A 23,252-nucleotide genomic window follows, 5' to 3' on the forward strand; every position below is an offset into this window, starting at 1 on the left:
TCATGCCGATCATCGAATCGAAACTGAATCCCCGTAGCGACGAATTTCGCGCGAACACGGCGGCGCTCGAAGCGCTGGTGGCGGATCTGAAAGAGAAGGTCGCGAAGATTGCGTTGGGCGGCGGGCAAGCCGCACGCGACAAACATCTGTCGCGCGGCAAGCTCTTGCCGCGGGATCGCATCGGGCAACTGCTCGATCCGGGCACGCCGTTTCTCGAGTTCTCGCAGCTTGCCGCATTCGGCATGTATAACGACGACGCGCCCGGAGCGGGAGTGATCACGGGCATCGGCAGGATTGCAGGGCAGGAATGCGTAATCGTCTGTAACGATGCCACCGTGAAGGGCGGGACTTACTATCCCGTAACGGTCAAGAAGCATCTTCGTGCGCAGGAGATCGCGGAAGAGAACCACCTGCCATGTGTGTATCTCGTGGATTCGGGCGGCGCGAACCTGCCGAACCAGGACGATGTCTTCCCCGATCGCGATCACTTCGGCCGCATCTTCTACAACCAGGCGAACATGTCGGCGAAGGGCATTTCGCAGATCGCCGTGGTGATGGGTTCGTGCACGGCAGGCGGCGCATATGTACCGGCAATGAGCGATGAATCGATCATCGTGAAGAACCAGGGCACGATTTTCCTGGGCGGTCCGCCACTAGTGAAGGCCGCGACCGGCGAAGAAGTCAGCGCTGAAGATCTCGGCGGCGGCGACGTGCACACGCGCCTCTCGGGCGTGGTCGATCATCTCGCGCAAAACGATGCACATGCGTTGGGGATCGCGCGAAGCATTGTCGGCAACCTGAATCGTGTGAAGCCAACGCCCTTGGTGCTCAAGGAATCGCTGCCGCCGCGTCATGATCCGCACAGCATCTACGGCGTGATTCCGGCGGATACCCGCAAGCCGTTCGATATCCGCGAAGTGATCGCACGCATTGTCGATGACTCCGCCTTCGACGAATTCAAGGCGCGCTACGGCACGACGCTCGTTTGCGGATTCGCGCATATCTGGGGACATCCAGTCGGCATCATCGCGAACAACGGCATCCTGTTTTCAGAATCGGCGTTGAAGGGCGCGCATTTCATCGAGCTGTGCTGCCAGCGGAAAATTCCGTTAGTGTTCCTGCAGAACATCACGGGGTTCATGGTCGGGCGCAAGTACGAGAACGAAGGCATCGCACGTAACGGCGCGAAGATGGTGACCGCTGTTGCGACGGCGAAAGTGCCCAAGTTTACGGTGATCATCGGCGGATCGTTTGGCGCAGGAAACTACGGCATGTGCGGGCGTGCATATTCGCCCCGTTTCCTCTGGATGTGGCCGAACGCGCGCATCTCGGTGATGGGCGGCGAGCAAGCTGCCTCGGTACTGGCAACCGTGCGCCGCGATGGGATCGAAGGGAAAGGTGGTTCGTGGTCGAAGGAAGAAGAGGAAGCGTTCAAGTCGCCGATCCGCGAGCAATACGAGGTGCAGGGGCATCCGTATTACGCGAGCGCGCGGCTGTGGGACGACGGCGTGATCGACCCCGCGCAGACCCGCGACGTGCTTGGGCTGGGACTGGCGGCGTCAATGAATGCGCCTATCGAGGACACGCGTTTTGGCGTGTTCCGGATGTGATCACTTCTTCCCGGGCTTCGTCATGTTCAACAAAATACTGATTGCGAATCGCGGCGAGATTGCGTGCCGCGTGGCCGCGACTTGCAAACGCCTGGGCGTGGGCAGCGTGGCAGTTTATTCCGATGCCGATGCACAATCGAAGCACGTCGCCGTCTGCGATGAAGCGGTGCATGTGGGCGGTGCGGCGGTGTCTGAAAGTTATCTGCGGATCGACAAGATCATCGATGCTGCGCTGAAAACCGGCGCGCAAGCCGTGCATCCGGGATATGGTTTTCTATCGGAGAACGAAGAATTTGCGCGGGCTTGCGAGAAGGCGGGACTCGTGTTTATCGGGCCGCCGGTCGAAGCGATTTCCGCGATGGGATCGAAGGCGGCGGCCAAGGCGCTGATGCAATCAGCTTCGGTGCCGCTCGTGCCGGGTTATCACGGCGACAGTCAGGATGCGGCGCTGTTGCAGAAGGAAGCCGATGGCATCGGTTATCCGGTGCTGCTTAAAGCAAGCGCGGGTGGCGGCGGAAAAGGCATGCGCGTCGTCGAGCAGAGCGCGGACTTCGCGTCAGCGCTGTTGTCGTGCAAACGTGAAGCCTCAAGCAGCTTTGGCAATGATCGCGTGCTGATCGAAAAATACCTGCAGCGCCCGCGCCATGTGGAAGTGCAGGTGTTCGCCGACCAGCATGGCAATGCCGTGTATCTCTTCGATCGCGACTGCTCGGTGCAGCGCCGTCACCAGAAGGTGCTCGAAGAGGCGCCGGCTCCGGGCCTTTCAGCCGAAGTACGCAAGGCGATGGGCGAAGCCGCAGTCGCCGCCGCACGTGCCGTGAATTACGTCGGCGCGGGTACGGTCGAATTCATCATGACCGGCGACGGCCAGTTCTACTTCATGGAAATGAACACGCGGCTTCAGGTCGAACATCCCGTGACCGAAATGGTCACCGGTCTCGATCTCGTCGAGTGGCAACTGCGCGTGGCGAGCGGCGAACCGTTGCCGCTGTTGCAGGATCAACTCAAGGTGGGCGGCCACGCGATCGAGGCGCGCATTTATGCCGAAAATCCTTCGCGCGGATTTTTGCCATCGACTGGAACGCTGAAGCATTTACGCTTGCCCGAAGCGGTCGAGTTTCAGTTTAACGGGAACGTGCGCATCGATAGCGGCGTGCGCGAGGGCGATACCATCACGCCGTTCTATGACCCGATGATCGCCAAGCTGATCGTGCACGGTCACGATCGTGACGATGCGTTGCTGCGCATGGCGCTTGCGTTGAAACAATGCGAGGTCGTGGGTCCATCGACGAATATCGAGTTCCTGCATCGGATCGTCGTAAGCGAACCGTTCGCGTCGGGCGATCTGGACACGGGCCTGATCGAGCGTCATCACGACACGTTGTTCGCACCATCGACCGTATCCAAGACACACACGCTCGCGCTTGCTTGCGCTGCGCTACTTACGCGCGAAGGTGGAGAAGTGCGTGGCGCGTCGCCGTGGGACGCGTTATCGCACTGGCGCATGAGCGGCGGTTACACGCAAGCGCTGAACTGGCGCCTCGCCGATTCCGACGATGAAATCGTGGCCGTCTTCAAGCGCGGTTCAACATCGGGCCGGGCGGACAACAAGCAGCTCGAGCTGCCCGGCGAGACGCTTGCATTCGACTGGTCGCACGGCGATGAGCCGCATTCGTTCGTGGTGCTGATCGGGGACACACGGATCAAGGGGCGCGTCTTCGTAGACGGCGATGTGTTCCATGTGTTCTACGCGGGGGTATCACTGGCGTTTGAATGGCAGAATCTGCTTGCCCACGCCGCTGATGCCGAACATGGCGAAGGCCGCCTGACCGCGCCGATGCCGGGCAAGGTGATCGCCGTGCTGGTGGAGGCCGGCGCCGTGGTGGAGAAGGGGGCGCCCTTGCTGGTGATGGAAGCCATGAAGATGGAGCACACGATCGTCGCGCCCGCGAGCGGCACCGTTGGCGAGATCCTGTTCGGTGTCGGCGATCAGGTCACCGATGGCGCGCAGCTCCTGATGATGGATGTGCAGGCCGTCAAATAAGCTTCACACAACGGCGCTCGACGGCGCGCGTCATTTCTTTTTGACGCGTCCCAGCAGCGTTTCTTCGGTCTCGGTCCTGACCAGAATCTCAACTCGCCGGTTCAGCGCACGCCCTTCGGGCGTGGCGTTGGACGCGATCGGCTCCGAAAATGCAATGCCGCGGGTCTTGATGCGCGCAGCGGGAACGCCGCGTGCGACAAGCGCATCGGCGACCGCGTTCGCGCGTGCCGTCGACAGGGTCTGGTTGTAGTCGAGCGGCCCCACGTTGTCGGTGTGTCCTTCGACCATGATGGGTCGTGTACTGCGCTTCAGCAGCACCGCTGCGCGGTCGAGTACGACGATGCCTTCGGGGCGCATCGATGCTTCATCGAAGTCGAACAGCGCCGATTCCTGAAGGCGCAGCTCAACGCCGCCGTGTGCGGGATGGACTACGATTCCGACCTTCTGGTTGATCGCTTCTTCCTTCGTCCGGTTCAGGCCCGACGCGCAACCGGCAAGCATTGCTGTTGTTGCACATGCGTTGACAATGGTTCGAATAGCTTTCACTGCAAATCTCTTGAACGGATGCCGGGGCGAGGGAACCGATTATAGGGAAACGGAAATTGGTGAGTGTGAAATTAGATCAAAAGATGCGATGGCAGATTGAAGCGCGGTTGCTGGGAAAAAGCCCCTTGATTCTGGCCGCTTCCCGCTCGAATTACAATGCGTGGCTGGCATCACGCTTCATGCGGATTACAAACAGATTTGCGTCGCCGCCACGCGGCATGCGTTTTATAAACATTTTGAGCTTCAACTTTGGAAGCAATTACAAGGACGTTTCATGAATCCACGCGATCAGACTTCTGACGACGAAAAGGATCGCACACGGCGGTTGCAACGTACCGCTTCGGGATTGCTATACACGGTCCTCGTGGCAGTCGCCATCTGGATGATCCGCGACTTCATCCCCGCCGTCGTGTGGGCAGCGGTGATCGCCATTGCTTTGTGGCCATTGCTGACATGGCTGGAAAAGCGGCCATTGTTCCGGAACCGAAGCACCTGGCTTGCAATCGGCATGACGGTGGTGCTCGCACTCGTGTTCGTGGTGCCGTTCATAGTGGTCGCGGCCCAGGCGGGCAGCGAGGCAAACGACCTGATCCGATGGGTTCAGGAATCGTTGCGAAGCGGGATCACCATGCCCGATCTGGTCAATCATCTGCCGATGGGATCGAAGCAGGTCGCCGCGTGGTGGCAGGAGAATCTTGCTACGCCTCTCGGTTCATCGCCGGCGGCCAAGCACTTTCACAGCGCAACCATTGTTGCGATGACGCGGCATTTCGGCGGGCGTGTCGCGCACGGGTTGATCGTGTTCAGCTTCATGCTCGTCACGTTGTTCTTCTTGTTCAAGGCGGGGTCGAAACTGGGTGAGCAACTGCTCGAAGGGTCGAGACGCGCGTTTGGATCGGATGGTGCGGCGCTTGCCCGGCGCATGGCGGATTCGGTTCGCAGCACGGTGACGGGTTTGGTCGTCGTGGGGCTCGGAGAAGGCGCGCTGCTGGGTGTGGCCTATGCCGTCACCGGTGTGCCACATGCGACGCTTCTCGGCATGCTGACCGCCGTTGCAGCCATGTTGCCGTTCTGCGCGCCGATTGTGTTTTTGGGCGCGGCTTTGTGGTTGCTGGCTCAAGGCGCAACGGTGGCTGCGATCTGCGTTGCGGTGTTTGGTTTCGTGGTCGTGTTCGTGGCCGAACATGCGGTGCGGCCGGTGCTGATCGGCGGCGCGGCGAGGTTGCCGTTCTTGCTCGTGCTCTTCGGCATTCTCGGCGGGGCGGAGACGTTTGGTCTGGTGGGATTGTTTATCGGACCGGCGTTGATGACTATATTGGTCGTGCTTTGGAATGACTGGGTGCATTGAGCCAGTAGCGTCCGAGTCATGAAAAAAGGCGGTACCCACTTTCGTTGGGCCGCCTTTTCCTTTGTCGGCGCCAGAATCAGATCACGTACAGATCAACATATTCATTGACCGGCATTGCCTCAAGCGTTGCCTGGTCCAGCGATGCCGCAATGATCGCCTCTTGCTGCTTCGCCGGAAAACGCCGTGCGAGGTTGGTCCTGAACTTCTCGACCAGGAGAGGAATGCCGTCTTCGCGGCGGCGCTTGTGTCCGATCGGGTATTCGACGACCAGCTCGTCGAAGGTGCTGCCGTCATTGAATTCGACGGTCAGCGCATTGGCGATCGAACGCTTCTCGGGATCGAAATAATCCTTCGTGAATTGCGGGTCTTCCACGCATTCGATCTTCGCGCGCAAGGTATCGATACGCGGATCCTTTGCAATCGAATCTTCGTAATCCGATGCCGTCAACCGGCCGTAGATCAGCGGCACGGCCACCATGTACTGGATGCAGTGATCGCGGTCGGCGGGGTTATCGAGCGGACCTTTTTTATCGATGATCCGAATTGCCGCTTCATGCGTGCGGATCGTGATCTTCCTGATGTCTTCGACTTTCTTGCCGGCTTCAGCGAGTTTCGTGTTTAACGTCATTGCCGCTTCCACCGCGGTCTGCGAGTGGAATTCGGCCGGGAACGAGATCTTGAAGAGCACGTTCTCCATCACGTAAGAACCGTATGGACGCTGGAACTTGAATTCGTTGCCCTTGAACAGGACATCGTAAAAGCCCCACGTCTTGGCAGTCAGAACCGAGGGGTACCCCATCTCGCCCGTCTTCGCGATCAACGCGAGACGCACGGCGCGCGAGGTCGCATCGCCTGCGGCCCATGATTTGCGCGAACCGGTGTTCGGCGCGTGACGATAGGTGCGCAGCGAATGGCCATCGACGAAAGCCAATGAGACTGCGTTGATCAGCTCATCGCGCGTCAAGCCGATCAATTGGCCGACCACCGCCGTCGATGCCAGCTTGACCAGCAACACGTGATCGAGCCCGACCTTGTTGAACGAGTTTTCCAGCGCGATACAACCTTGAATTTCGTGCGCCTTGATCATGCCGATCAGGACGTCTTTCATCGTCAGCGGCTTTTTGCCGGTGGCGACAGCGTTGCGCGAGAGCCAGTCAGCTGTGGCAAGAATGCCGCCGAGGTTATCCGACGGATGACCCCACTCTGCTGCAAGCCATGTGTCGTTGAAGTCGAGCCAGCGGATCATCGCGCCAATGTTGAACGCGGCCTGAACCGGGTCGAGCTGGAACGATGTACCCGGCACCTTGGCGCCGTTGGGGACGATCGTGCCGGGCACGATGGGTCCCATCAGCTTGGTGCAAGCGGGATAGGTGAGGGCTTCGAGTCCGCAACCGAGGGTATCGATCAGGCAATTGCGCGCGGTGTCGAGCGCAATTTCGCTGTCGATCTTGTAGTTGAGAACGTAGTCGACTATGTCGACCAGTACGCGATCCGGCTCGGGCCGGACGTTTGAAATGTGGCTCATATGCTCAGGATGTCTCCGTAATTATTTGCGTTTGTTCAAAGGCTCGAACTTGAGATTGTCAGGCCCGGTGTAATTTGCGCTCGGGCGAATGATCTTGTTGTCGATACGTTGTTCGATGATGTGCGCGCTCCAGCCCGACGTGCGCGCGATCACGAACAGCGGCGTGAACATGGCGGTGGGCACGCCCATGGCGTGATACGACACCGCGCTGAACCAGTCCAGGTTCGGGAACATCTTCTTTGCGTCCCACATCGTCGTTTCGAGGCGCTCGGCGATGTCGTACATTTTCGTGTCGCCGGCTTCCTTCGACAGCTTCTTCGAAATGTCCTTGATCACCTTGTTGCGCGGATCGGAGATCGTGTACACCGGATGACCGAAGCCGATCACGACTTCCTTCGCTTCCACGCGGCGACGAATGTCCGCTTCTGCTTCGTCGGGCGTCTGATAGCGGCTCTGGATCTCGAACGCAACTTCATTTGCGCCGCCATGTTTCGGGCCGCGCAACGCGCCGATACCGCCGGTTATCGCCGAATACATGTCCGATCCCGTGCCCGCGATCACGCGGCAGGTGAACGTCGATGCGTTGAATTCGTGCTCGGCGTACAGAATGAGCGATGCATGCATCGCATCGACCCATGATTTCGATGGCTCGACGCCATGCAGCAAATGCAGGAAATGCCCGCCGATGGAATCGTCATCGGTCTCGGTCTCGATGCGCCGGCCGTTATGCGAATAGTGATACCAGTACAGCAGAATCGATCCCAGCGATGCCATCAGGCGGTCGGCGATATCCTTTGCGCCCGCGACGTTGTGATCGTCCTTCTCGGGCAACAAGGTGCCGAGCACGGAGACGCCGGTACGCATGACGTCCATGGGATGAGCGGAAGCGGGAATCCATTCCAGCGCGGCCTTCAGGTTCGCGGGCAGACCACGCAGCGCCTTGAGCTTCGTCTTGTACGCCTTGAGTTCGGCGGCGTTCGGCAATTTGCCGTGCACGAGCAGATACGCGATCTCCTCGAACTCCGAGGTTCCTGCAATATCCAGAATGTCATAGCCACGATAATGCAGATCGTTACCCGTCTTGCCGACGGTGCAGAGCGCGGTATTGCCCGCCGTCACGCCCGAAAGCGCGACAGATTTCTTGGGCTTGAACCCGCTGGCGGCGGGTGCTTCTTTCGTCGGGGTATCGCTCATTTGTTCCAGTCTCCTTATCGGATCAACGCAGGAATAACGCTTTATTTGGTCTGATTGAACAGCGCGTCGAGCTTCTGCTCGAAGTCGTGATAGCCAATGCTCTTGTACAGTTCCTCGCGCGTTTGCATGCTGTCGAGCACGTTGGCTTGCGTGCCATCGGTGCGAATCGCGCGATACACATTCTCAGCGGCCTTGTTCATCGCGCGGAAAGCGGAGAGTGGATACAGCACGATGGACACATCCACGCTGCGCAATTCCTCGACCGTGAAGAGCGGCGTCGATCCGAACTCGGTGATGTTGGCGAGAACGGGGACCTTCACGGCATCGACGAATTGTTTGTACATCTTCAGGTCCGTCATTGCTTCCGGGAAAATCATGTCCGCGCCCGCCTCCACACACGCACGCGCCCGGTCGATTGCCGCGTCCAGTCCCTCGACCGCCAAAGCATCCGTGCGCGCCATGATGACGAAGTTCGCGTCGGTGCGGGCGTCCACCGCGGCCCGTACGCGATCGGCCATTTCCTGCTGCGAGACGATTGCCTTTCCCGGCCGATGACCGCAGCGTTTCGCGCCCACCTGGTCTTCAATGTGCATCGCGCCTGCACCCGCCTTGATCAGCGACTTGACCGTGCGCGCAATGTTGAATGCGCTCGGGCCGAAGCCGGTATCGACATCGACCATCAGCGGCAGGTCGCAGACATCGGTGATGCGACGGACATCGGTGAGCACGTCGTCGAGCGTGGAGATGCCGAGGTCCGGCAAGCCCAGCGATCCCGCCGCTACCCCTCCACCGGACAAATAGATCGCCTTGAACCCGGCGTGCTGGGCGAGCAGCGCGTGATTCGCGTTGATCGCGCCGACGAGTTGCAAGGGCCGTTCGGCCGCGACCGCTGCGCGGAACTTCGCGCCGGCGCTGAGTGCTGCAGTTGAGCTCATGGAGGTCTCCGGTTTTATGCATCTGGAAGCGCAAGTTGTTTGCCAGTGCCCAAGTTCTTGATTGGGAACAGATTAAGCTTTTTTATCGATGCCTGAAAATTTCAGAAATGAAATCATTGTTTGCAGAAGTGAATTAGACTGAAGCATTCGAGCCCGATCCTCCACGCCATGAATCCTCCTCCACGCATCTGGGCCGTAGGTATAAGCAAGCTCCGCGATCTGTATCGCGACATGGCGGCCGAATACGACGGCATTGCCGATCTGCGTATTGTGCCGCTCGGTTACGAGGACGCGGTGCACGAGATCGAGAACGCCGGCGATGCCCGCCCAGATGTGGTCGTTGCTGCCGGATCGAACGGGGCGTACCTGAAGGCGCGAATCGGCGTTCCGGTCGTACTGGTGAACCCGACCGGGTTCGATGTCATGCATGCGCTCGCGCGTGCGCGCCGCGAGGGCGAACCGGTCGGTCTCGTGATGCACGGCGAGACACCCGCTGAAGTCGCCCGCTTTTTCCGCGCGTTCGGTGCGGCGATCGAATGCGCGTCCTACGTGTCGGCGGAGGACGCGGAATCCTGCGTGCTGGATCTGCGTGACCGCGGCGTGCAGGCGATTGTCGGGCCGGGTCTCGTCACGGAACTCGCGGAAAAGGCCGGCATGAAGTCGGTGTTTCTCTACTCGCGAGCGTCCGTTCAGGGCGCGTTCGAAACAGCGCTGGAAGTGGCGCGCGCGACCCTCGGCGAGACGCAGCGCCGTCGCCGGCTCGATCAGGTCCTGCAACATCTGCGGGACGGCGTGATCGCGCTTGCCGCCGATGGCCGCATCGAAGCGCTCAGCGGCAAGATGGCCGAGATGCTGCGCCTCGCGCCATCGCAAGTCGTCGGCAAGCGCCTGCGCGACCTGGCGCCCGAAGTGGCTAGCGCCGTGCCGGACGAACCCGGCGAGTCGCTGGAGACGGTGCGCGGGGCGAGCTATGTGGTACATCGAAGCGCTTGGGGCGATGCATCGGCGGCTTCGGGGTCCATCGTCACGTTTCAGGAGTCAGTGGCATTGCAGCGCATGGACAGGTCGGTGCGTGCGCGGCAACGCTCGCCGTCGCTCGTCGCGCGATACACGATCGATGACCTCAGCGGCAGCACTCCGGCTATCGAGCAGGTTCGCCAGCGCGCTCGCCGATATGCGGGCTCCGACGCGACCGTGCTGATTCGCGGCGAGAGCGGCACGGGCAAGGAACTGGTTGCGCAAGGCATCCATGGCGAAAGCGCGCGGCGCGACTTCGCGTTCGTCGCGTTGAATTGCGGCGCGTTTCCGGAAACGCTGCTGGAAAGCGAACTCTTCGGCTACGAGGAGGGGGCGTTCACGGGCGCGCGTCGCGGCGGCAAGGCTGGACTGATCGAGTCGGCGCATCGCGGCACGCTTTTCCTCGATGAAATCGGCGAGATGCCGTTGCCGCTGCAAAGCCGGTTGCTGCGCGTGCTGCAGGAGCGCGAAGTCGTGCGGCTGGGCTCCACTGAACCACTGCAGGTCGATGTGCGGATCGTCGCGGCGACGCATCGCGCGTTGAGCGAGCGAATGAAGGCGGGTGAGTTTCGCGCGGACCTTTTTTATCGGCTGAATATCCTGAATCTGCACCTGCCGCCGTTGCGCGAACGGGCGGCGGATATAGCGGCACTGGCCGCGCAATTGTTGTGGCGCACCGGGCGCGTGGTTTCATTCGATGCCGCGCTCAAGGCACTCGACCCGGTCATGCCGATATTCACGAGCTACGCCTGGCCCGGAAACGTGCGCGAATTGCAGAACGTGATCGAAAGGATTTCGCTGGAGCTGGAAGATCCGGCCGCGAAGCCGTTGAAGTTGACGCCCAGGTTGATACGGTCGATAGCGCCTGAGCTCGAGGAAGAAACAATGAATTCGAATCAGGAATCGCTCAAGGCGCGCAGCCGCAAGTTGCAGGCCGATGAGATCCGAACGATGCTGGATTCGTTCGGCGGCGATCGCGGGAGGACGGCGAAGGCGCTGGGAATCAGCAAGACGACCTTATGGCGGAAACTGACGACACGCTGAACGGTAATGTGTCTAGCCGCGTTCCTGCACGCAAACCCACGGCGACACCACCACGGCCCACAACTCAGGGTTGCGCTGCGCCAGGTCAGCGGCGGTTTCTGCCGTCGTGCGTTCGAGCAGTCCTGATGACAACCACTCGGTCACGCGCTTCGTATCGTCGCCGGCAACGGCTTCAGCCACACTGACCAGATCGATATCGCGCGCCACTTTCAGCAACACGCCGCGCGCGAAGAATCGCTCCAGTTCGGACCATTCGATCTGGGCAGTTTCGGAGAAAAGCTTGAGGTATAGCGGGCTGGGAGTTTGATCGTCTTTCATGGCGCAGTGCAGGCGGGTTCGAGCGTCCGACATCATAAACCATCGATGCCGGACGTCCGTTTTTACCGCATGGCGCGACGCTTCAAAGATCGAAGAACACCGTCTCGTTCGGCCCTTGCAGATGAATATCGAACCTGTAAATCGTGTTCGACGTTTCCGGTTCACGCTTCGCAATCAGCGTTGCGCGCCGCTCTGCGGGAACTAGCGCGAGCACGTCGTCGCCGGCGTTGGCTTCCGTTTCATCGTCGAAATAAAGGCGCGTGTATGCGTGCAGCAGCATGCCGCGCATCAGCACGATCACATCGATATGCGGCGCCGAATCACTGCCTATGCTGCCCGGCTTGACTGTATCGACCACGTAGCGAAGCTCGGGATCGGTGCCCGTGCCGACCCGCGCGAAGCCGCGGAAACCGGACTCGCGTGCCTCGGCCACTGTGGTGACATAACGGCCGGTCGAGTCGGCTTGAACCATCTCGATCACCGCGTCGCCGATCACTTTTTCGTCGCCATCGAAAACCTGCCCGACGATGCTGATGTGCTGTCCCGCCGATTCCCGGTCTGCAATCGATGGCGTGAACAAGCTCTTCAAGTCGAAGTTGTACTGTTCGGGACACAAGCCGTAAGCGAAGTACGGTCCGACGGTTTGCGAGGGCGTCTGGCTAAAGGTCGTCATGTTCAAGCCTCCGTCGGGGTCTGGTTCGGGCCGCGCAGCACGATGTCGAACTCGTAACCGAGCGCATAGGCTTCCTCGGTCGTATCGATGGAAAATCGCGAGACCAGCCGGTTGCGCGCGTGTTCCGGCGTGCCCTGGAAGATCGGGTCGAGCGCGAGCAGCGGGTCGCCCGGGAAGTACATCTGCGTGACGAGCCGTGAGCCGAAATATTCGCCGAAGAGCGAAAAATGGATGTGGTTCGGACGCCATGCGTTCGAATGGTTGCCCCACGGATACGCGCCGGGTTTGATCGTCAGGAATCGATACCGCCCGTCGTTGTCCGTCATGCAACGCCCCGCGCCGAGGAAGTTGGGGTCGAGCGGCGCGTCGTGCTGATCTGCCTTGTGAACGTAACGTCCGGCCGCGTTCGCTTGCCAGATTTCGACCAGCGTATTGCGCACCGGCCGCCCGCGTTCGTCCATCACGCGCCCCGTCACGATGATGCGTTCGCCGAGCGGCGCGCCGTTTCTGGCGGCGTTGCGGGTCAGGTCGTGATCCAGTTTGCCGAGATCTTCCGCGCCGTAGACGGGCACGCGGCGGTCCTTCAGTTTTTCCTTGAGCGGAATCAGCGGCCGTGAAGGGCTGCGTAATACCGAGGACTTGTAGCCCGGATAAGAGTAAGGCGGGTGCGAATCCCAGTCGCGCGGGCTCAGGAGTGATGAGGGAGCATCCATTTTTGTCTCCGGCTTTTAAAATGTGAATCAACACTTTATCGAAGCGGTGAAGTTATGGAAAATGACGTTTTATGCATTCAGACATAACTGATCGTCATGGATAACGAATACTCTCTTGGCGCTGCGTCGGCCGCGGAATTGGGCAGCCTGACCAGCGGCCGGATCAAGTTCCGGCACCTGCAATGCTTTCTTGCCGTGACCCAGTTCGGGAGCGTGCAACGCGCAGCGGACAGCCTGTCGATCACGCAGCCGGCGGTATCGAAGACCATTGCCGAGCTGGAATCCATTCTAGGCGTGCGATTGTTCGAGCGCGGCCGGCGCGGCGCCGAGCCGACGCGCGAAGGACGTCTGTTCGCGCCCCACGCCGCGGCTTGCGTGGGCGCCCTGCGCGAGGGTGTGGACGAGTTGTCGCGTCATGGCGTCGAGCATCCGGGAACAGTCTCGCTCAGTGTGCTGCCCACGGTTGCACCCGCCTTGCTGCCGCCGACGCTCGCGGCATTCCGGGCACAGTGGCCGAGGGTATCGGTGAAAGTGTGGACCGGGTCGAACGGGCAGTTGCTCGAACGCCTCAAATCCGCCGATACCGATTTGGTCGTCGGCCGGCTTTCCGAACCCGAAGGCATGGTCGGGATGACCTTCGAGCAGTTGTATCGCGAACCGCTGACGGTCGTTGTGCGCAACGATCATCCGCTCGTGCACGAAAGCAATGTAACCGCGAGCTTGCTTGCACGCTTTCCAATAGTCGTTCCACCGTTCGGCACGTTGATCCGCCAGTCCGCCGAGAGCGTGCTGACGGCTTTCGGCGCCCAGGCATCGAGCTCGCTGATCGAGACGTTGTCGGTGTCGCTTGGACGCGCTCTTGCATTGCACAACGACGCGGTATGGTTCGTGCCTTCGAGCGTAGTCGAGCACGACATTGCATTGAAGTTGCTGACACGCCTGCCCATGCCTTTCGCAAGTGCCGATGAACCCATCGGCCTCATCCTGCGTCACGACCGTGCGAAGTCACCGGCGCTGGATAGTCTTATCGATGCAATCCGTGACGTGGGGCGTGAGCGCGAGGCGGTGCGTATCGGTATGAAATAGCTTGCTGGAGCGTGTGTTGCAGGCACTTGTTACCGCGCGAGCGGCATCGGCAAAACCCCATTAGCATACGTGCGATAAAAGCTATATAAGTGGCTCGAGGAAAGCGGTGCATGCACGTGAAGCAGCCTTGCGATGGACTACAGGCAACCTTACTGTAACTGCGCGCAAGATATCTTCGTGCAACCAAACCTTGCTTTGCGATGTCTCACTTGCCCGAACCTAATCAACAAGACGCCACCAAAGCCGCCAGCACGATGAAAACCGTATTGCTCGTCGACGACGATCCCGAGACCATCGAAGCGTGGACCCTGTGCATGCAGTCGGAGGAGTGCAAGGTGCTGTCGGCCTTCGACGGCAACAGCGCACTTGCGTTGCTCGGCGAGAACCTCGTTGATATCGTGATATCGGACTGGAAGATGCCAGGACTTGGCGGCGCACTGCTTTGCCAGACCATGAAGACCAACTCGGCGACGGCGCATATCCCGTTCTTGATGATCTCGGGCCATCCGCACCCGCCGGCTTTCGTTCATTACGATGGCTATCTGCAAAAGCCTGTCGAGATTGAAGCGTTGTTGTCAGCGGTAGACCGGCTTTGCGCTGCAAAACGCCGCCGGCCGTATTGAAGGAAAGCGGGGCTCACGCAAGCCGCGTCATCTCCTTTTCCATGCGCTCCTGAGCGAGCCGGTTCAACTCTTGCGGCACCACGCAATCAGCGGGAAGCGGCGCCATGACGATCACGCGGATATGGCCGGGCTGATCCGGCCAGCCCTTCGCGGGCCAGTACTTCCCTGCGTTATGCACGACCGGCACGGCCGGCACTTGCGTGGAACAGGCAAGCCGTACTCCGCCCGATGCCAGCTTCAACGGCGCATCATGCGCGACCCGCGTGCCCTCTGGAAAGATCACCACGACATCCCCAAGCGCGAGCTTTTCCGCGCATTCGCGCGTGACCGCCTGATGCGCCTGACGCGGTGAACCACGATCAAGACTCACCATGTCGAGGCCCTTGAGCACCCAGCCGAAGAACGGAATACGCTTGAGGTCGCTCTTGAATACGAAGCTGATGCGGCGCGGAAACAGCGCCATGAATGCGAGCGTCTCCCAGGTCGATTCGTGCCGACACAGCATGATGAACGGCTCGTCGGGGAGGTTTTCGAGTCCTTCCACTGAACACGACACGCCGGTAATCATGCGCATCATCTTGACCATGGCACGGCACCATTGCTTTGCAAGCCAATAACGGCCGCTGCGGCCGACGAACGGAAACAAAGGCAGAATCAGGATGGACCACACCGTGCCGCTGCCAAGCAGGTAGGTCGCGAATAGCCACTTGACGAAGGTTCGATGCATTAAGTATTGGACAATGGTAAAAACGTGGCTCAAGCGCCGCAACCGGCGATAAGGCGAATGGGCGAACAGGCGTCGAGGTGGCCGCGACCCTGCGCAAGACATGCAGACGCCAGTCAACCCCGCGTACGAAACCCGAAGGATAGCTTGTGCGGCGGTTCGTGTCCCGGGTTCCAAAATCCCGCCTTGCGGCCCAATCAAATACTGAGAGACGCGTGATCTCTCCAACGGAGTTCCAATGACGGACGACGCAGGCAACGAAGTGAAGACTCAGGTTCCGGAAGATTCATCGACCGTGAAGACCCCGGCTTTCGATGAAGGCATGCTCGATGTCGGCGATGGCCATTCGATCTACTGGCGCGCGCAAGGCCCGGAGGATGCGCCCGTAATGCTGATCGTGCATGGCGGCCCGGGCGGCGCGATGAATGTCAAATGGGGCGATGTGCTGGATGCATCGAAGTGGCGGATGGTCTTCTTCGATCAACGCGGCTGTGGCAAGTCCACGCCTTTCGGCAAGCTGGAACATAACGGCACCAAGGAACTGGTCGGCGATATGGAAAAGCTGCGGGTATTGCTCGGCATCGAAAAATGGGCGCTTTTCGGCGGCTCGTGGGGCACGACGCTCGCGTTGAGCTACGGCGTCACGCATCCGGAACGCTGCCTTGGATTTCTGTTGCGCGGGATTTTTCTTGCGCGCCAGCAGGACATCGACTGGTTCCTGTGGGACGTACAGCGCGTCTTCCCCGACGCCCATCGCAAGTTTCTCGATGCTATCGAAACCGCCAGCGGCGAGCGCCCGTTGAACTCGGCCGAGATCCTGTCGCTTACCGGCGCGCCGCTCGCCCGTTTCGACGATGCCGGCATCAGGCTCGCGCGCGCATGGGCCGGATTCGAAGCGACGTTGTCCGTGGTGAACAAACCGGCGCAGAAAGGTGAGGCGAAAGCCGAAGCGCCGGAAGCCGATCCCGCGAAGCCTGCCGCCACGCCCGAAGAAACTCGCGAGTCCAATGCCGCCGCCATCTCCATGTCTCTGCTCGAACATCACTACATGGCGCAGGAGTTGCCGCCCGAGCCGCTTTTGCCGCGCATCGGCCGAATTGCGCATCTGCCGTGTGTGCTCGTGCATGGCCGCTTCGACATGGTGTGTCCCGCCGACCAGGCGCTCGCGCTTGCAGATGCATGGCCCGGCGCGCAGCTTTCCATCGTCGATGCAGCCGGCCACTGGACCTTCGAACCCGGCAACGTGACTGCGCTCAAGGCAGGCGGCGAGTTTCTTGCGCGTGCTCTTGCAGCAGGTTGACAGGCAAGGGTTTGCGGCAGGCCAAAAGTTTCCTGTGAGGCATTCCAGGCGGTAAATTTGGGACGGGAATGGTACGATCCCGCCTTGCAACTCTCGGCGGGCCGTACCCGTCGAACGGTAATCAAGTTACGGAGGCAACCCAATGGCCCAACAGAAAACCAATCCGAAACTGGAGCAGGCGCTGACCCGCGGCGATCTCGCGATCCGTCAGGCCAACTCAGGCCGCGCGACCGCTGTGCTGCGCGCGCTCGGCAAGATGATCGTGGAAGCGTCGGCGACCATTGGCGTGGAAGCGTTTGTCGTGATCCACGACGGCGACAAGATCTACGATCCGGTCGACGGCATGTGGCCGCAACAACTTTTGATATCGCTGGACGGTCCCGTGGAGGATTCGGACCCGGATGAACTGCGCACGGTCACGTTGATGGCCGACACGCCCGCCACCGTGTTCCGCTGTGAGTGGCAACGCGCCGATGGCAAGATCGGCCGCCAGGAAGGGCGTCCACTCGCAATGGTCGCGTTCATCACCGACGTGGATATTCCCTGGCTCGACGACGAAGACTGAAGCAGGCGAATCTCTACACTGGCGGGCGCGCTGTCGTCCGCCGGATTCAATCACATCGCTTTAACGACCCACACTCCCTCCTGTTCGTATGGCATCAAGCGCCGCAATCGGTATCGAGTCATTTTTTCCTGTTCGGTAATTTAGTCGCTGCAAAGGCGCTAATTGCACGCCGGATTTAATCCCGCCGGCGATTTATAACTTGATACTCGCACGATGCCGGTGCATTTTCTCCGCGCCCGCATCCCCGTCGAATGCCGATAATCCAAACCCGCGCTGCATTCCCAAATAGATTTTCGTGTTACGAAACCGTTTGAGTGAAAACTGCGGGCGAATTCAAGAAACCCTTGGAAGCGTCGTTTTTTTAAGTATCTTTAAAGTTTTCTCTTCCATTCGACACTGTATCAATTCCCTTTGGGCGAGACTTAAATCGTCGCGCGTGTTGTTTGCATCAAGTCAAACGCACCGCGGCATCTCCTTCTCGCCAATATGGGGTAACAAAAATGGAACAGCTCGATGCAGGCCAAAGCAGTGTTTTAAGCAGTGATCGTTTGGAACGGGGTAACCGGATGGAGACGCTTGAGCGAACGGTACAAACGCTCAGGAAACGTGAATCGATGCCGTTTACTATAAGGATAGTCCGCGAAACAGCCGATCTCGATAAAGTCATCGATATCCGGCGTCTCGCGTATGCGCGGCATTTGCCATCCTTTGCCGAGAAACTCGGCATTGAAGATTGCGATCGCGAAGCGGGTGTAGCGGTGCTTCTGGCGGAGGCGAAACTGGACGGCGCGCCCGTTGGCACGATGCGTATCCAAACAAATGAATACGCACCGCTGGCGCTGGAACAATCGGTGCGTCTTCCAGACTGGCTGGGGAAAAGCCGGCTCGCGGAAGCAACGCGACTGGGCGTTGCGGGCGGTGGTATGGGCAGGGTCGTCAAGGTGATGCTTTGCAAGGCGCTCTGGCTTTATTGCGAGCAGCAACTGGTCGACTACATGGTGATAACCGCCCGTTCACCGCTTGACCGTGAATATGAAGCGATGTTGTTTGAAGATGTCTTTGGTGAAAGGCAATTCATGCCGATGGCGCATGTCGGCGGATTACCGCACCGGGTACTTGCCAAGGACGTCATGGCGGCGCGGCGGCGTTGGGAAGAAGCGAAGCATCCGTTATTCCAGTTCATGGTGCATACGGATCATCCGGACCTCGACTTGGATTTGCCGGATTTATCTTTCCGGCCGGAACCGGTACGATGCCCGGAAGCGTCGCAACTTGTTTATGGCAGGTAATAGAAGATAGCCCGGCTGCTTGACAGCCGAGGCCACAAGAGAGGGTGGTGGCGATTCAACCTATGCGCCGACAGGCGTTTATGGCTGTTTCGCCACTGCTGGCGCGGCTTGCGTCATGCATCACGGGGGAAATCCAGGTATGGCGTTGGTTGCCTTATTTTCGCGGGCCAAGTCCGGATATACCGGGTCGAATATCGATCGGTTTCTGTACGCGTTCGCTGTTTATATTGTCCCCACGCTCATTGCCCTCGCTACTATCGCGACCCTGATCTGGGGTACGCAGCAATTCGATTCCAAGGGCGGCGTCACCCTGCCTTTGCAGGTGGTGAGAGATGCCGCGGGCACGCTCGATCCGGCCACGGCGTTGCAGCGTATGTCCGGCGCTGTGACAACCAACCGCTTCAATACCCAGCTCTCGGAGAAGCCCGTCTGGTTTGAATTCACCGTTCCCAACATGAGCGCGGAGCAGTCGACCTATGCTGAACTTCCTTCACGGCACGCGCAAACGCTGTCGTGCTGGGTCGCATCGACCTTGCAGCCGCTTGGAACTGCAGACAGGCTCAACACCACCAACGAATTTTCGCCGGTCAAGGCCGGGTTCGCGCTTCATCTCGGCCACCTGGTGCAGCCATTAAGCATTTTGTGCCGTGGCACGTTCTCCGGACCTGCCCAGATCGCTGCGTTTGGCTGGAGTGGTCCGGAGCTGCGCCGTGCGGCGCTCGATTTCCAGGAAAGCTCGGGGTTGATCGCAGGCGGCCTGCTGACGCTTGCCGTCTTTGTTTTCGTCACGGCGATGATCAACCGCGAATGGACCTACGTGATCTTCGCGGTGTGGCTCGTCGGCAACCTGCGTCTTTGCGCGAACGCGATGGGTTGGGACATGCAGTGGCTCGGACGCGTGATTCCGCCGGACTATATGCAAAGCCTGCGGCAACTCACATTCGCCGCGTATTACCTGTTGACCGCCGCGCTGTTCGCCTCGCTGTTCAGGCGCGAGCTGAAGGTGATCGGCTACAGGTGGCTCTTGAAGATCATCCAGTATGTCGGGCTTGTGCTGCTGGGCGCTGCCATCGTGCTGCCTTATTCGAAGTTCATCCCCACGCTCTGGGTGATCACCGGCTTCGGCATAGCCGTGCTGATTTTCCTGCTGGCGCGGCTGGTGTGGCTCACGCGATCGCGCACGGTTCTGTGGTACGTGGGATCGCTTGCGATCGTGCTGTTTGCGACCTTCTCCGAAGTGATGGGTGCGGCGTTCGGCATCAAGCTGCTGGTCGGGGGCGTGAACACCGTGATGGCGGCGTTGTCGTCGAGCATGATGGCGGCGTTTGCCATCGCCGAGCAGATGCGAGCCGAGCGGGAACATCGCCGGCAGGCGCAGACGGAGTTGCGCAACACCTATGACGTGACGCCCATCGGGCTCTTTACCCTCGATGCCGCCGGCCACTTCGTTCGCGCCAACCCCGCGCTGCGCTCCATGCTCGCGCTGCAAAAAGCCGAGTACAAGGTGCGGCACTGGAACGACTACTTCGAATCGGGCGCATGGGGGGCGCTGCAGGCGCTGGCATCGAAGGGCAGTGAAGGCGAGCTCGAAATGGGCGGCGCCGAATCGCGTGGCAGCGGCGAGCGGCGCTTCCTGCTGAAAGCCACGCGTTCGAACGGGTGGATTGAAGGATCGCTGCAGGATGTGACCGAACGTTCGAAGGCTATCGAACGGTTGCGCTTTCTCGCGGAGCACGATCCGCTGACGGGTTCGCTAAACCGCCGTGGTGTGGAGAAGGCCATTGCCGCGCAGAGCGAGGACGCGTCGTCGTGGGCGCTTGCTTATGTCGATCTGGATCGTTTCAAGCTCGTCAACGATCTGTTCGGACATCGCGCCGGCGATGAAGTCCTGAAGCAGGTCGCCACGCGGACCCGCGCGCTGTTCGCAAACGGCTTTCCATTCGGACGGATCGGCGGCGATGAATTCGTGTGCGTGATGAGCCGCATGTCGATAGACGAAGCCGTCGACTGTTGCCAGCGGCTGATAAGCGCGTTGAGCGACACGCCATATCAGGTCGGCAACCGTGCGTTCCAGGTCAAGGCGTCCGTTGGGCTCGTGGAATGTTCGCATGGCGTGCGTGTGCAGGATGCGCTGTCTCATGCTGACCGGGCGTGCCGCGAGGCCAAGAAAAGCTCGAGCGTTCACATGGTGACGTATCGCAAGGGCGCAACTGCCTTCGAGGAACGGGCCGAAGAACTGAAACTCGTCGAAACACTCGGACGCAACCGGTTGCCACCCGGATTGTTTCTCGTGATGCAGCCGATCATGTCGCTCGCCGCACCCACGGAGTCGCTGAACTTCGAGGTGCTGTTGCGCATGCGCGCGCCCGATGGCGCGACCTTGCCGGCGGGCAAGGTTATCGTCGCGGCGGAAGAATCGGGGAATATTGCGGCCATCGATAAATGGGTCCTTGCCACATTGCTCGAATGGGTCGAGAAGCATCAGGCGTCGCTGCAGAGCACGCGGTTTATCTGCGTAAACCTGAGCGGCGGCTCGCTCAACGACGAGCAATTCATGGAAGATGCCTTCGCGTTATTCGCGCGGTACCGGCATGTCGTGCCTTATCTTTGTCTCGAGATTACCGAGAGCGTCGCCTTGCATGATCTCGGCAATACGCAGCGCTTTATTGCACGGGTTCACGAGATGGGCGGGAAGATCGCGCTCGATGATTTCGGCGCGGGATATACGTCGTTCAAATATCTCAAGGATCTTTCCGCCGATGCACTCAAGATCGACGGCGAATTCATTTGCACGATGTGCGCACATCCGGCCGATATCGCCATTGTCGAGGCTATCGTCGCGCTAGCCCGGAATCTGGGCATGCGCAGCGTGGCGGAATGGGTCGAGGATATCGATACGCTGCGCGCGCTCAAGGAAATCGGCGTGGATTATGTGCAGGGATACCTGATTGCGAAGCCGCAAGAGAGCGGGGCTATTTTAAGCGCCGCTTCCGCTGCCAGTTTTGTGAAGGACCCGGACGTGCTCGAGTTTATTGACCGGATTGCCGGCAGCGACAAGTCTCTTGCGTTCTCGTTTGATCTCGTCGACAAAGCCGGCCTGCATTAAAGCGCTCAGACCACCTTCATCTCTTTCAATATCTTGGTTGCTGCGATTGGAATGCGCGTGTCGTCCCACTGCGCGAGCCACTGCACTTCCTTTGTCGTGAAGAACCCCGGCTTGTTTCGCAGCGCAAACTGCAACGCATCCACGATGTGATCGCGGATGATCTGGGGCGAGTCTTCGCTGGTGACAACGGCGTGAAGGGCTTCTAGTGCGCTCATGATGCGGTACACCCATAAGGTTGGCAAAAATGCTGGTAAACCATACCCCGAAGAAAAAGCCGAAAACAATTAATTTTCGAGCTTTTTCGCGCGCCTAGTGTTTGTACGTAGACGCGTCGCAACAATCCGTGCTTGCCCAAGCCCAGCGGTGCAGCGCGCGGGTCCCTTCTCTCCGAATGCTGCACCGCGTATCGCCGCTCCAGCCGGCTCCTCTTGACTTGTACGACGCGCGCTGCTGTACTAAATAAAGTCAATTGATTTAGTCGGCGAACGGGCTCGAAGCGCTTCTTTCCCGAAGTGCCGGACCCATAAAAACATTGGAGCGAGACATGAAAAATCTTCGGCGTGCTGCCGCACGGGCGTCATTTATTGGCTTGGCCGTTGCATCCATTTTTAGCGCAAGCGCAACGTATGCCGCGGACCAGATCTCCATTGGGCTGATTACCAAGACCGAGACCAACCCGTTCTTCGTCAAGATGAAACAGGGCGCCGAAGAGGCCGCCACCAAAGGCGGTGTGAAACTCATCACGGCCAGCGGCAAGTTCGACGGCGACAATGCGAGCCAGGTGACGGCGGTAGAAAACATGATCACGGCCGGCGTCAAGGCCATCCTGATCACGCCGAGCGACACCAAGGCTATCGTCCCGACGCTCAAGAAAGCGCGCGCAGCAGGCATCCTCGTGATCGCGCTCGATACCCCCACGGAACCGCAAGACGCAACCGACGCACTTTTCGCCACCGATAACTTCAAGGCCGGCGTGCTGATCGGCGAGTACGCGAAAGCATCGCTTGGCGGCAAGCCCGCGAAGATCGCCACACTGGACCTCGCGCCGGGCGTGTCGGTCGGCGTGCTGCGCCACAACGGCTTCCTCCAGGGCTTCGGCGTGAAGGAAGGCGACCCGTCGATTGTGTGCAGCCAGGACACGCGCGGCGATCAGTCGAAGGGTCAGACGGCGATGGAAAACTGCCTGCAGAAAGTGCCCGACATCAACCTTGTCTACACGATCAACGAACCGGCTGCGGCAGGCGCGTATCGCGCGCTCAAGGCGGCGGGCAAGGACAAGAGCGTGATGATCGTGTCTATCGACGGCGGATGTGAAGGCGTGCGCAATGTGAAGTCCGGCAACTTCGCCGCGACGTCGCAGCAATATCCGCTGGTGATGGCGGCGCAAGGCGTGCAGGCCGGAATCGACTACGCGAAGACGGGCAAGAAAGCGACGGGCTATCACGATACCGGCGTCACGCTGATCACCGACAAACCCGTGTCAGGCGTCACCGGCAAGGACACGAAGTTCGGTCTGGACAACTGCTGGGGCAACAAGTAAGACGCCACGCCGCATGCAGCGCCCGGTGCTCGGGCGTTGCATGAAGGCGCCT

20 protein-coding genes are annotated in these 23,252 nt (G+C 60.0%); 11 read left to right on the forward strand and 9 right to left on the reverse strand.

What is annotated here, in order from left to right; translation table 11 throughout:
• Positions 1 to 2: 2 nt before the first annotated feature.
• Positions 3 to 1,610: a carboxyl transferase domain-containing protein gene (locus tag AX768_RS24205; protein WP_062002662.1), complete on the forward strand. Its 1,608-nt coding sequence runs from the start codon at positions 3 to 5 to the stop codon at positions 1,608 to 1,610.
• A gap of 22 nt (positions 1,611 to 1,632) precedes the next feature.
• The gene (locus AX768_RS24210; protein WP_062002663.1) at positions 1,633 to 3,654 is read left to right on the forward strand and encodes an acetyl/propionyl/methylcrotonyl-CoA carboxylase subunit alpha; all 2,022 of its coding nucleotides are present in this window, start codon (positions 1,633 to 1,635) and stop codon (positions 3,652 to 3,654) included.
• 30 nt (positions 3,655 to 3,684) lie between these two features.
• Here AX768_RS24210 and AX768_RS24215 read toward each other — a convergent pair whose 3' ends face one another.
• Complete coding sequence (locus AX768_RS24215; RefSeq protein WP_069638405.1) at positions 3,685 to 4,200, reverse strand: OmpA family protein; 516 nt, start codon at positions 4,198 to 4,200, stop codon at positions 3,685 to 3,687.
• 274 nt (positions 4,201 to 4,474) lie between these two features.
• Here AX768_RS24215 and AX768_RS24220 point away from each other — a divergent pair, with 274 nt between their 5' ends.
• A complete protein-coding gene (locus AX768_RS24220) occupies positions 4,475 to 5,548 on the forward strand; it encodes an AI-2E family transporter (protein WP_062003641.1) in 1,074 nt (357 codons plus the stop codon).
• A gap of 76 nt (positions 5,549 to 5,624) precedes the next feature.
• On the opposite strand, the gene AX768_RS24225 is transcribed toward AX768_RS24220, so the two are convergent.
• Genes AX768_RS24225 through prpB form a run of 3 tightly spaced genes read right to left on the reverse strand, consistent with a single transcriptional unit; the run spans position 5,625 to position 9,202 of the window.
• Entirely contained in the window at positions 5,625 to 7,073 is a 1,449-nt protein-coding gene (locus tag AX768_RS24225) for a bifunctional 2-methylcitrate dehydratase/aconitate hydratase (protein WP_062002665.1), read from the reverse strand.
• A gap of 21 nt (positions 7,074 to 7,094) precedes the next feature.
• Complete coding sequence (gene prpC / locus AX768_RS24230; RefSeq protein ID WP_062002666.1) at positions 7,095 to 8,267, reverse strand: bifunctional 2-methylcitrate synthase/citrate synthase; 1,173 nt, start codon at positions 8,265 to 8,267, stop codon at positions 7,095 to 7,097.
• Positions 8,268 to 8,308: 41 nt separating this feature from the next.
• Positions 8,309 to 9,202 carry a methylisocitrate lyase gene (prpB, locus tag AX768_RS24235; protein WP_062002667.1) on the reverse strand — a complete coding sequence of 298 codons (894 nt, stop codon included), beginning with the start codon at positions 9,200 to 9,202 and terminating at the stop codon, positions 8,309 to 8,311.
• A 168-nt stretch (positions 9,203 to 9,370) separates the two neighbouring features.
• Here prpB and prpR point away from each other — a divergent pair, with 168 nt between their 5' ends.
• Positions 9,371 to 11,263: a propionate catabolism operon regulatory protein PrpR gene (gene prpR / locus AX768_RS24240; RefSeq protein ID WP_062002668.1), complete on the forward strand. Its 1,893-nt coding sequence runs from the start codon at positions 9,371 to 9,373 to the stop codon at positions 11,261 to 11,263.
• A gap of 12 nt (positions 11,264 to 11,275) precedes the next feature.
• Here the strand turns inward: prpR and AX768_RS24245 are convergent, their stop codons facing one another.
• The 3 genes from AX768_RS24245 to pcaH form a co-directional block, all read right to left on the reverse strand.
• Positions 11,276 to 11,581 carry a DUF2288 domain-containing protein gene (locus AX768_RS24245; protein ID WP_062002669.1) on the reverse strand — a complete coding sequence of 102 codons (306 nt, stop codon included), beginning with the start codon at positions 11,579 to 11,581 and terminating at the stop codon, positions 11,276 to 11,278.
• Between the two features lie 82 nt (positions 11,582 to 11,663).
• On the reverse strand, positions 11,664 to 12,254 hold the full coding sequence (pcaG, locus tag AX768_RS24250) for a protocatechuate 3,4-dioxygenase subunit alpha (RefSeq protein WP_062002670.1): 591 nt from the start codon (positions 12,252 to 12,254) through the stop codon (positions 11,664 to 11,666).
• 2 nt (positions 12,255 to 12,256) lie between these two features.
• Positions 12,257 to 12,967: a protocatechuate 3,4-dioxygenase subunit beta gene (pcaH, locus tag AX768_RS24255; protein WP_062002671.1), complete on the reverse strand. Its 711-nt coding sequence runs from the start codon at positions 12,965 to 12,967 to the stop codon at positions 12,257 to 12,259.
• Between the two features lie 96 nt (positions 12,968 to 13,063).
• Here pcaH and pcaQ point away from each other — a divergent pair, with 96 nt between their 5' ends.
• Both pcaQ and AX768_RS24265 read left to right on the forward strand, forming a co-directional pair.
• Positions 13,064 to 14,053 carry a pca operon transcription factor PcaQ gene (gene pcaQ, locus AX768_RS24260; protein WP_062002672.1) on the forward strand — a complete coding sequence of 330 codons (990 nt, stop codon included), beginning with the start codon at positions 13,064 to 13,066 and terminating at the stop codon, positions 14,051 to 14,053.
• 254 nt (positions 14,054 to 14,307) lie between these two features.
• Positions 14,308 to 14,676: a response regulator gene (locus AX768_RS24265; protein WP_231941595.1), complete on the forward strand. Its 369-nt coding sequence runs from the start codon at positions 14,308 to 14,310 to the stop codon at positions 14,674 to 14,676.
• A gap of 13 nt (positions 14,677 to 14,689) precedes the next feature.
• On the opposite strand, the gene AX768_RS24270 is transcribed toward AX768_RS24265, so the two are convergent.
• On the reverse strand, positions 14,690 to 15,403 hold the full coding sequence (locus AX768_RS24270; protein WP_062002674.1) for a lysophospholipid acyltransferase family protein: 714 nt from the start codon (positions 15,401 to 15,403) through the stop codon (positions 14,690 to 14,692).
• A 235-nt stretch (positions 15,404 to 15,638) separates the two neighbouring features.
• Between AX768_RS24270 and AX768_RS24275 the strand changes: the two genes are divergently transcribed.
• The 4 genes from AX768_RS24275 to AX768_RS24290 all read left to right on the forward strand — a co-directional run bounded on the left by AX768_RS24275 (position 15,639) and on the right by AX768_RS24290 (position 21,660).
• Positions 15,639 to 16,700: an alpha/beta fold hydrolase gene (locus tag AX768_RS24275; protein ID WP_062002675.1), complete on the forward strand. Its 1,062-nt coding sequence runs from the start codon at positions 15,639 to 15,641 to the stop codon at positions 16,698 to 16,700.
• A 142-nt stretch (positions 16,701 to 16,842) separates the two neighbouring features.
• Positions 16,843 to 17,265 (forward strand): hypothetical protein, encoded by a 423-nt coding sequence (locus AX768_RS24280; protein WP_062002676.1) that lies wholly within the window; start codon positions 16,843 to 16,845, stop codon positions 17,263 to 17,265.
• A 500-nt stretch (positions 17,266 to 17,765) separates the two neighbouring features.
• Positions 17,766 to 18,554, forward strand: coding sequence for a hypothetical protein (locus AX768_RS24285; RefSeq protein WP_062002677.1), 789 nt, complete (start codon positions 17,766 to 17,768; stop codon positions 18,552 to 18,554).
• A gap of 139 nt (positions 18,555 to 18,693) precedes the next feature.
• On the forward strand, positions 18,694 to 21,660 hold the full coding sequence (locus AX768_RS24290; RefSeq protein WP_062002678.1) for an EAL domain-containing protein: 2,967 nt from the start codon (positions 18,694 to 18,696) through the stop codon (positions 21,658 to 21,660).
• A gap of 5 nt (positions 21,661 to 21,665) precedes the next feature.
• Here AX768_RS24290 and AX768_RS24295 read toward each other — a convergent pair whose 3' ends face one another.
• Positions 21,666 to 21,875 (reverse strand): hypothetical protein, encoded by a 210-nt coding sequence (locus AX768_RS24295; protein WP_062002679.1) that lies wholly within the window; start codon positions 21,873 to 21,875, stop codon positions 21,666 to 21,668.
• A 329-nt stretch (positions 21,876 to 22,204) separates the two neighbouring features.
• Here AX768_RS24295 and AX768_RS24300 point away from each other — a divergent pair, with 329 nt between their 5' ends.
• Entirely contained in the window at positions 22,205 to 23,200 is a 996-nt protein-coding gene (locus AX768_RS24300; RefSeq protein ID WP_062002680.1) for a sugar ABC transporter substrate-binding protein, read from the forward strand.
• Positions 23,201 to 23,252: the final 52 nt, after the last annotated feature.

The sequence above is a fragment of the Burkholderia sp. PAMC 28687 genome, from assembly GCF_001577465.1.
Taxonomy (GTDB): domain Bacteria; phylum Pseudomonadota; class Gammaproteobacteria; order Burkholderiales; family Burkholderiaceae; genus Caballeronia.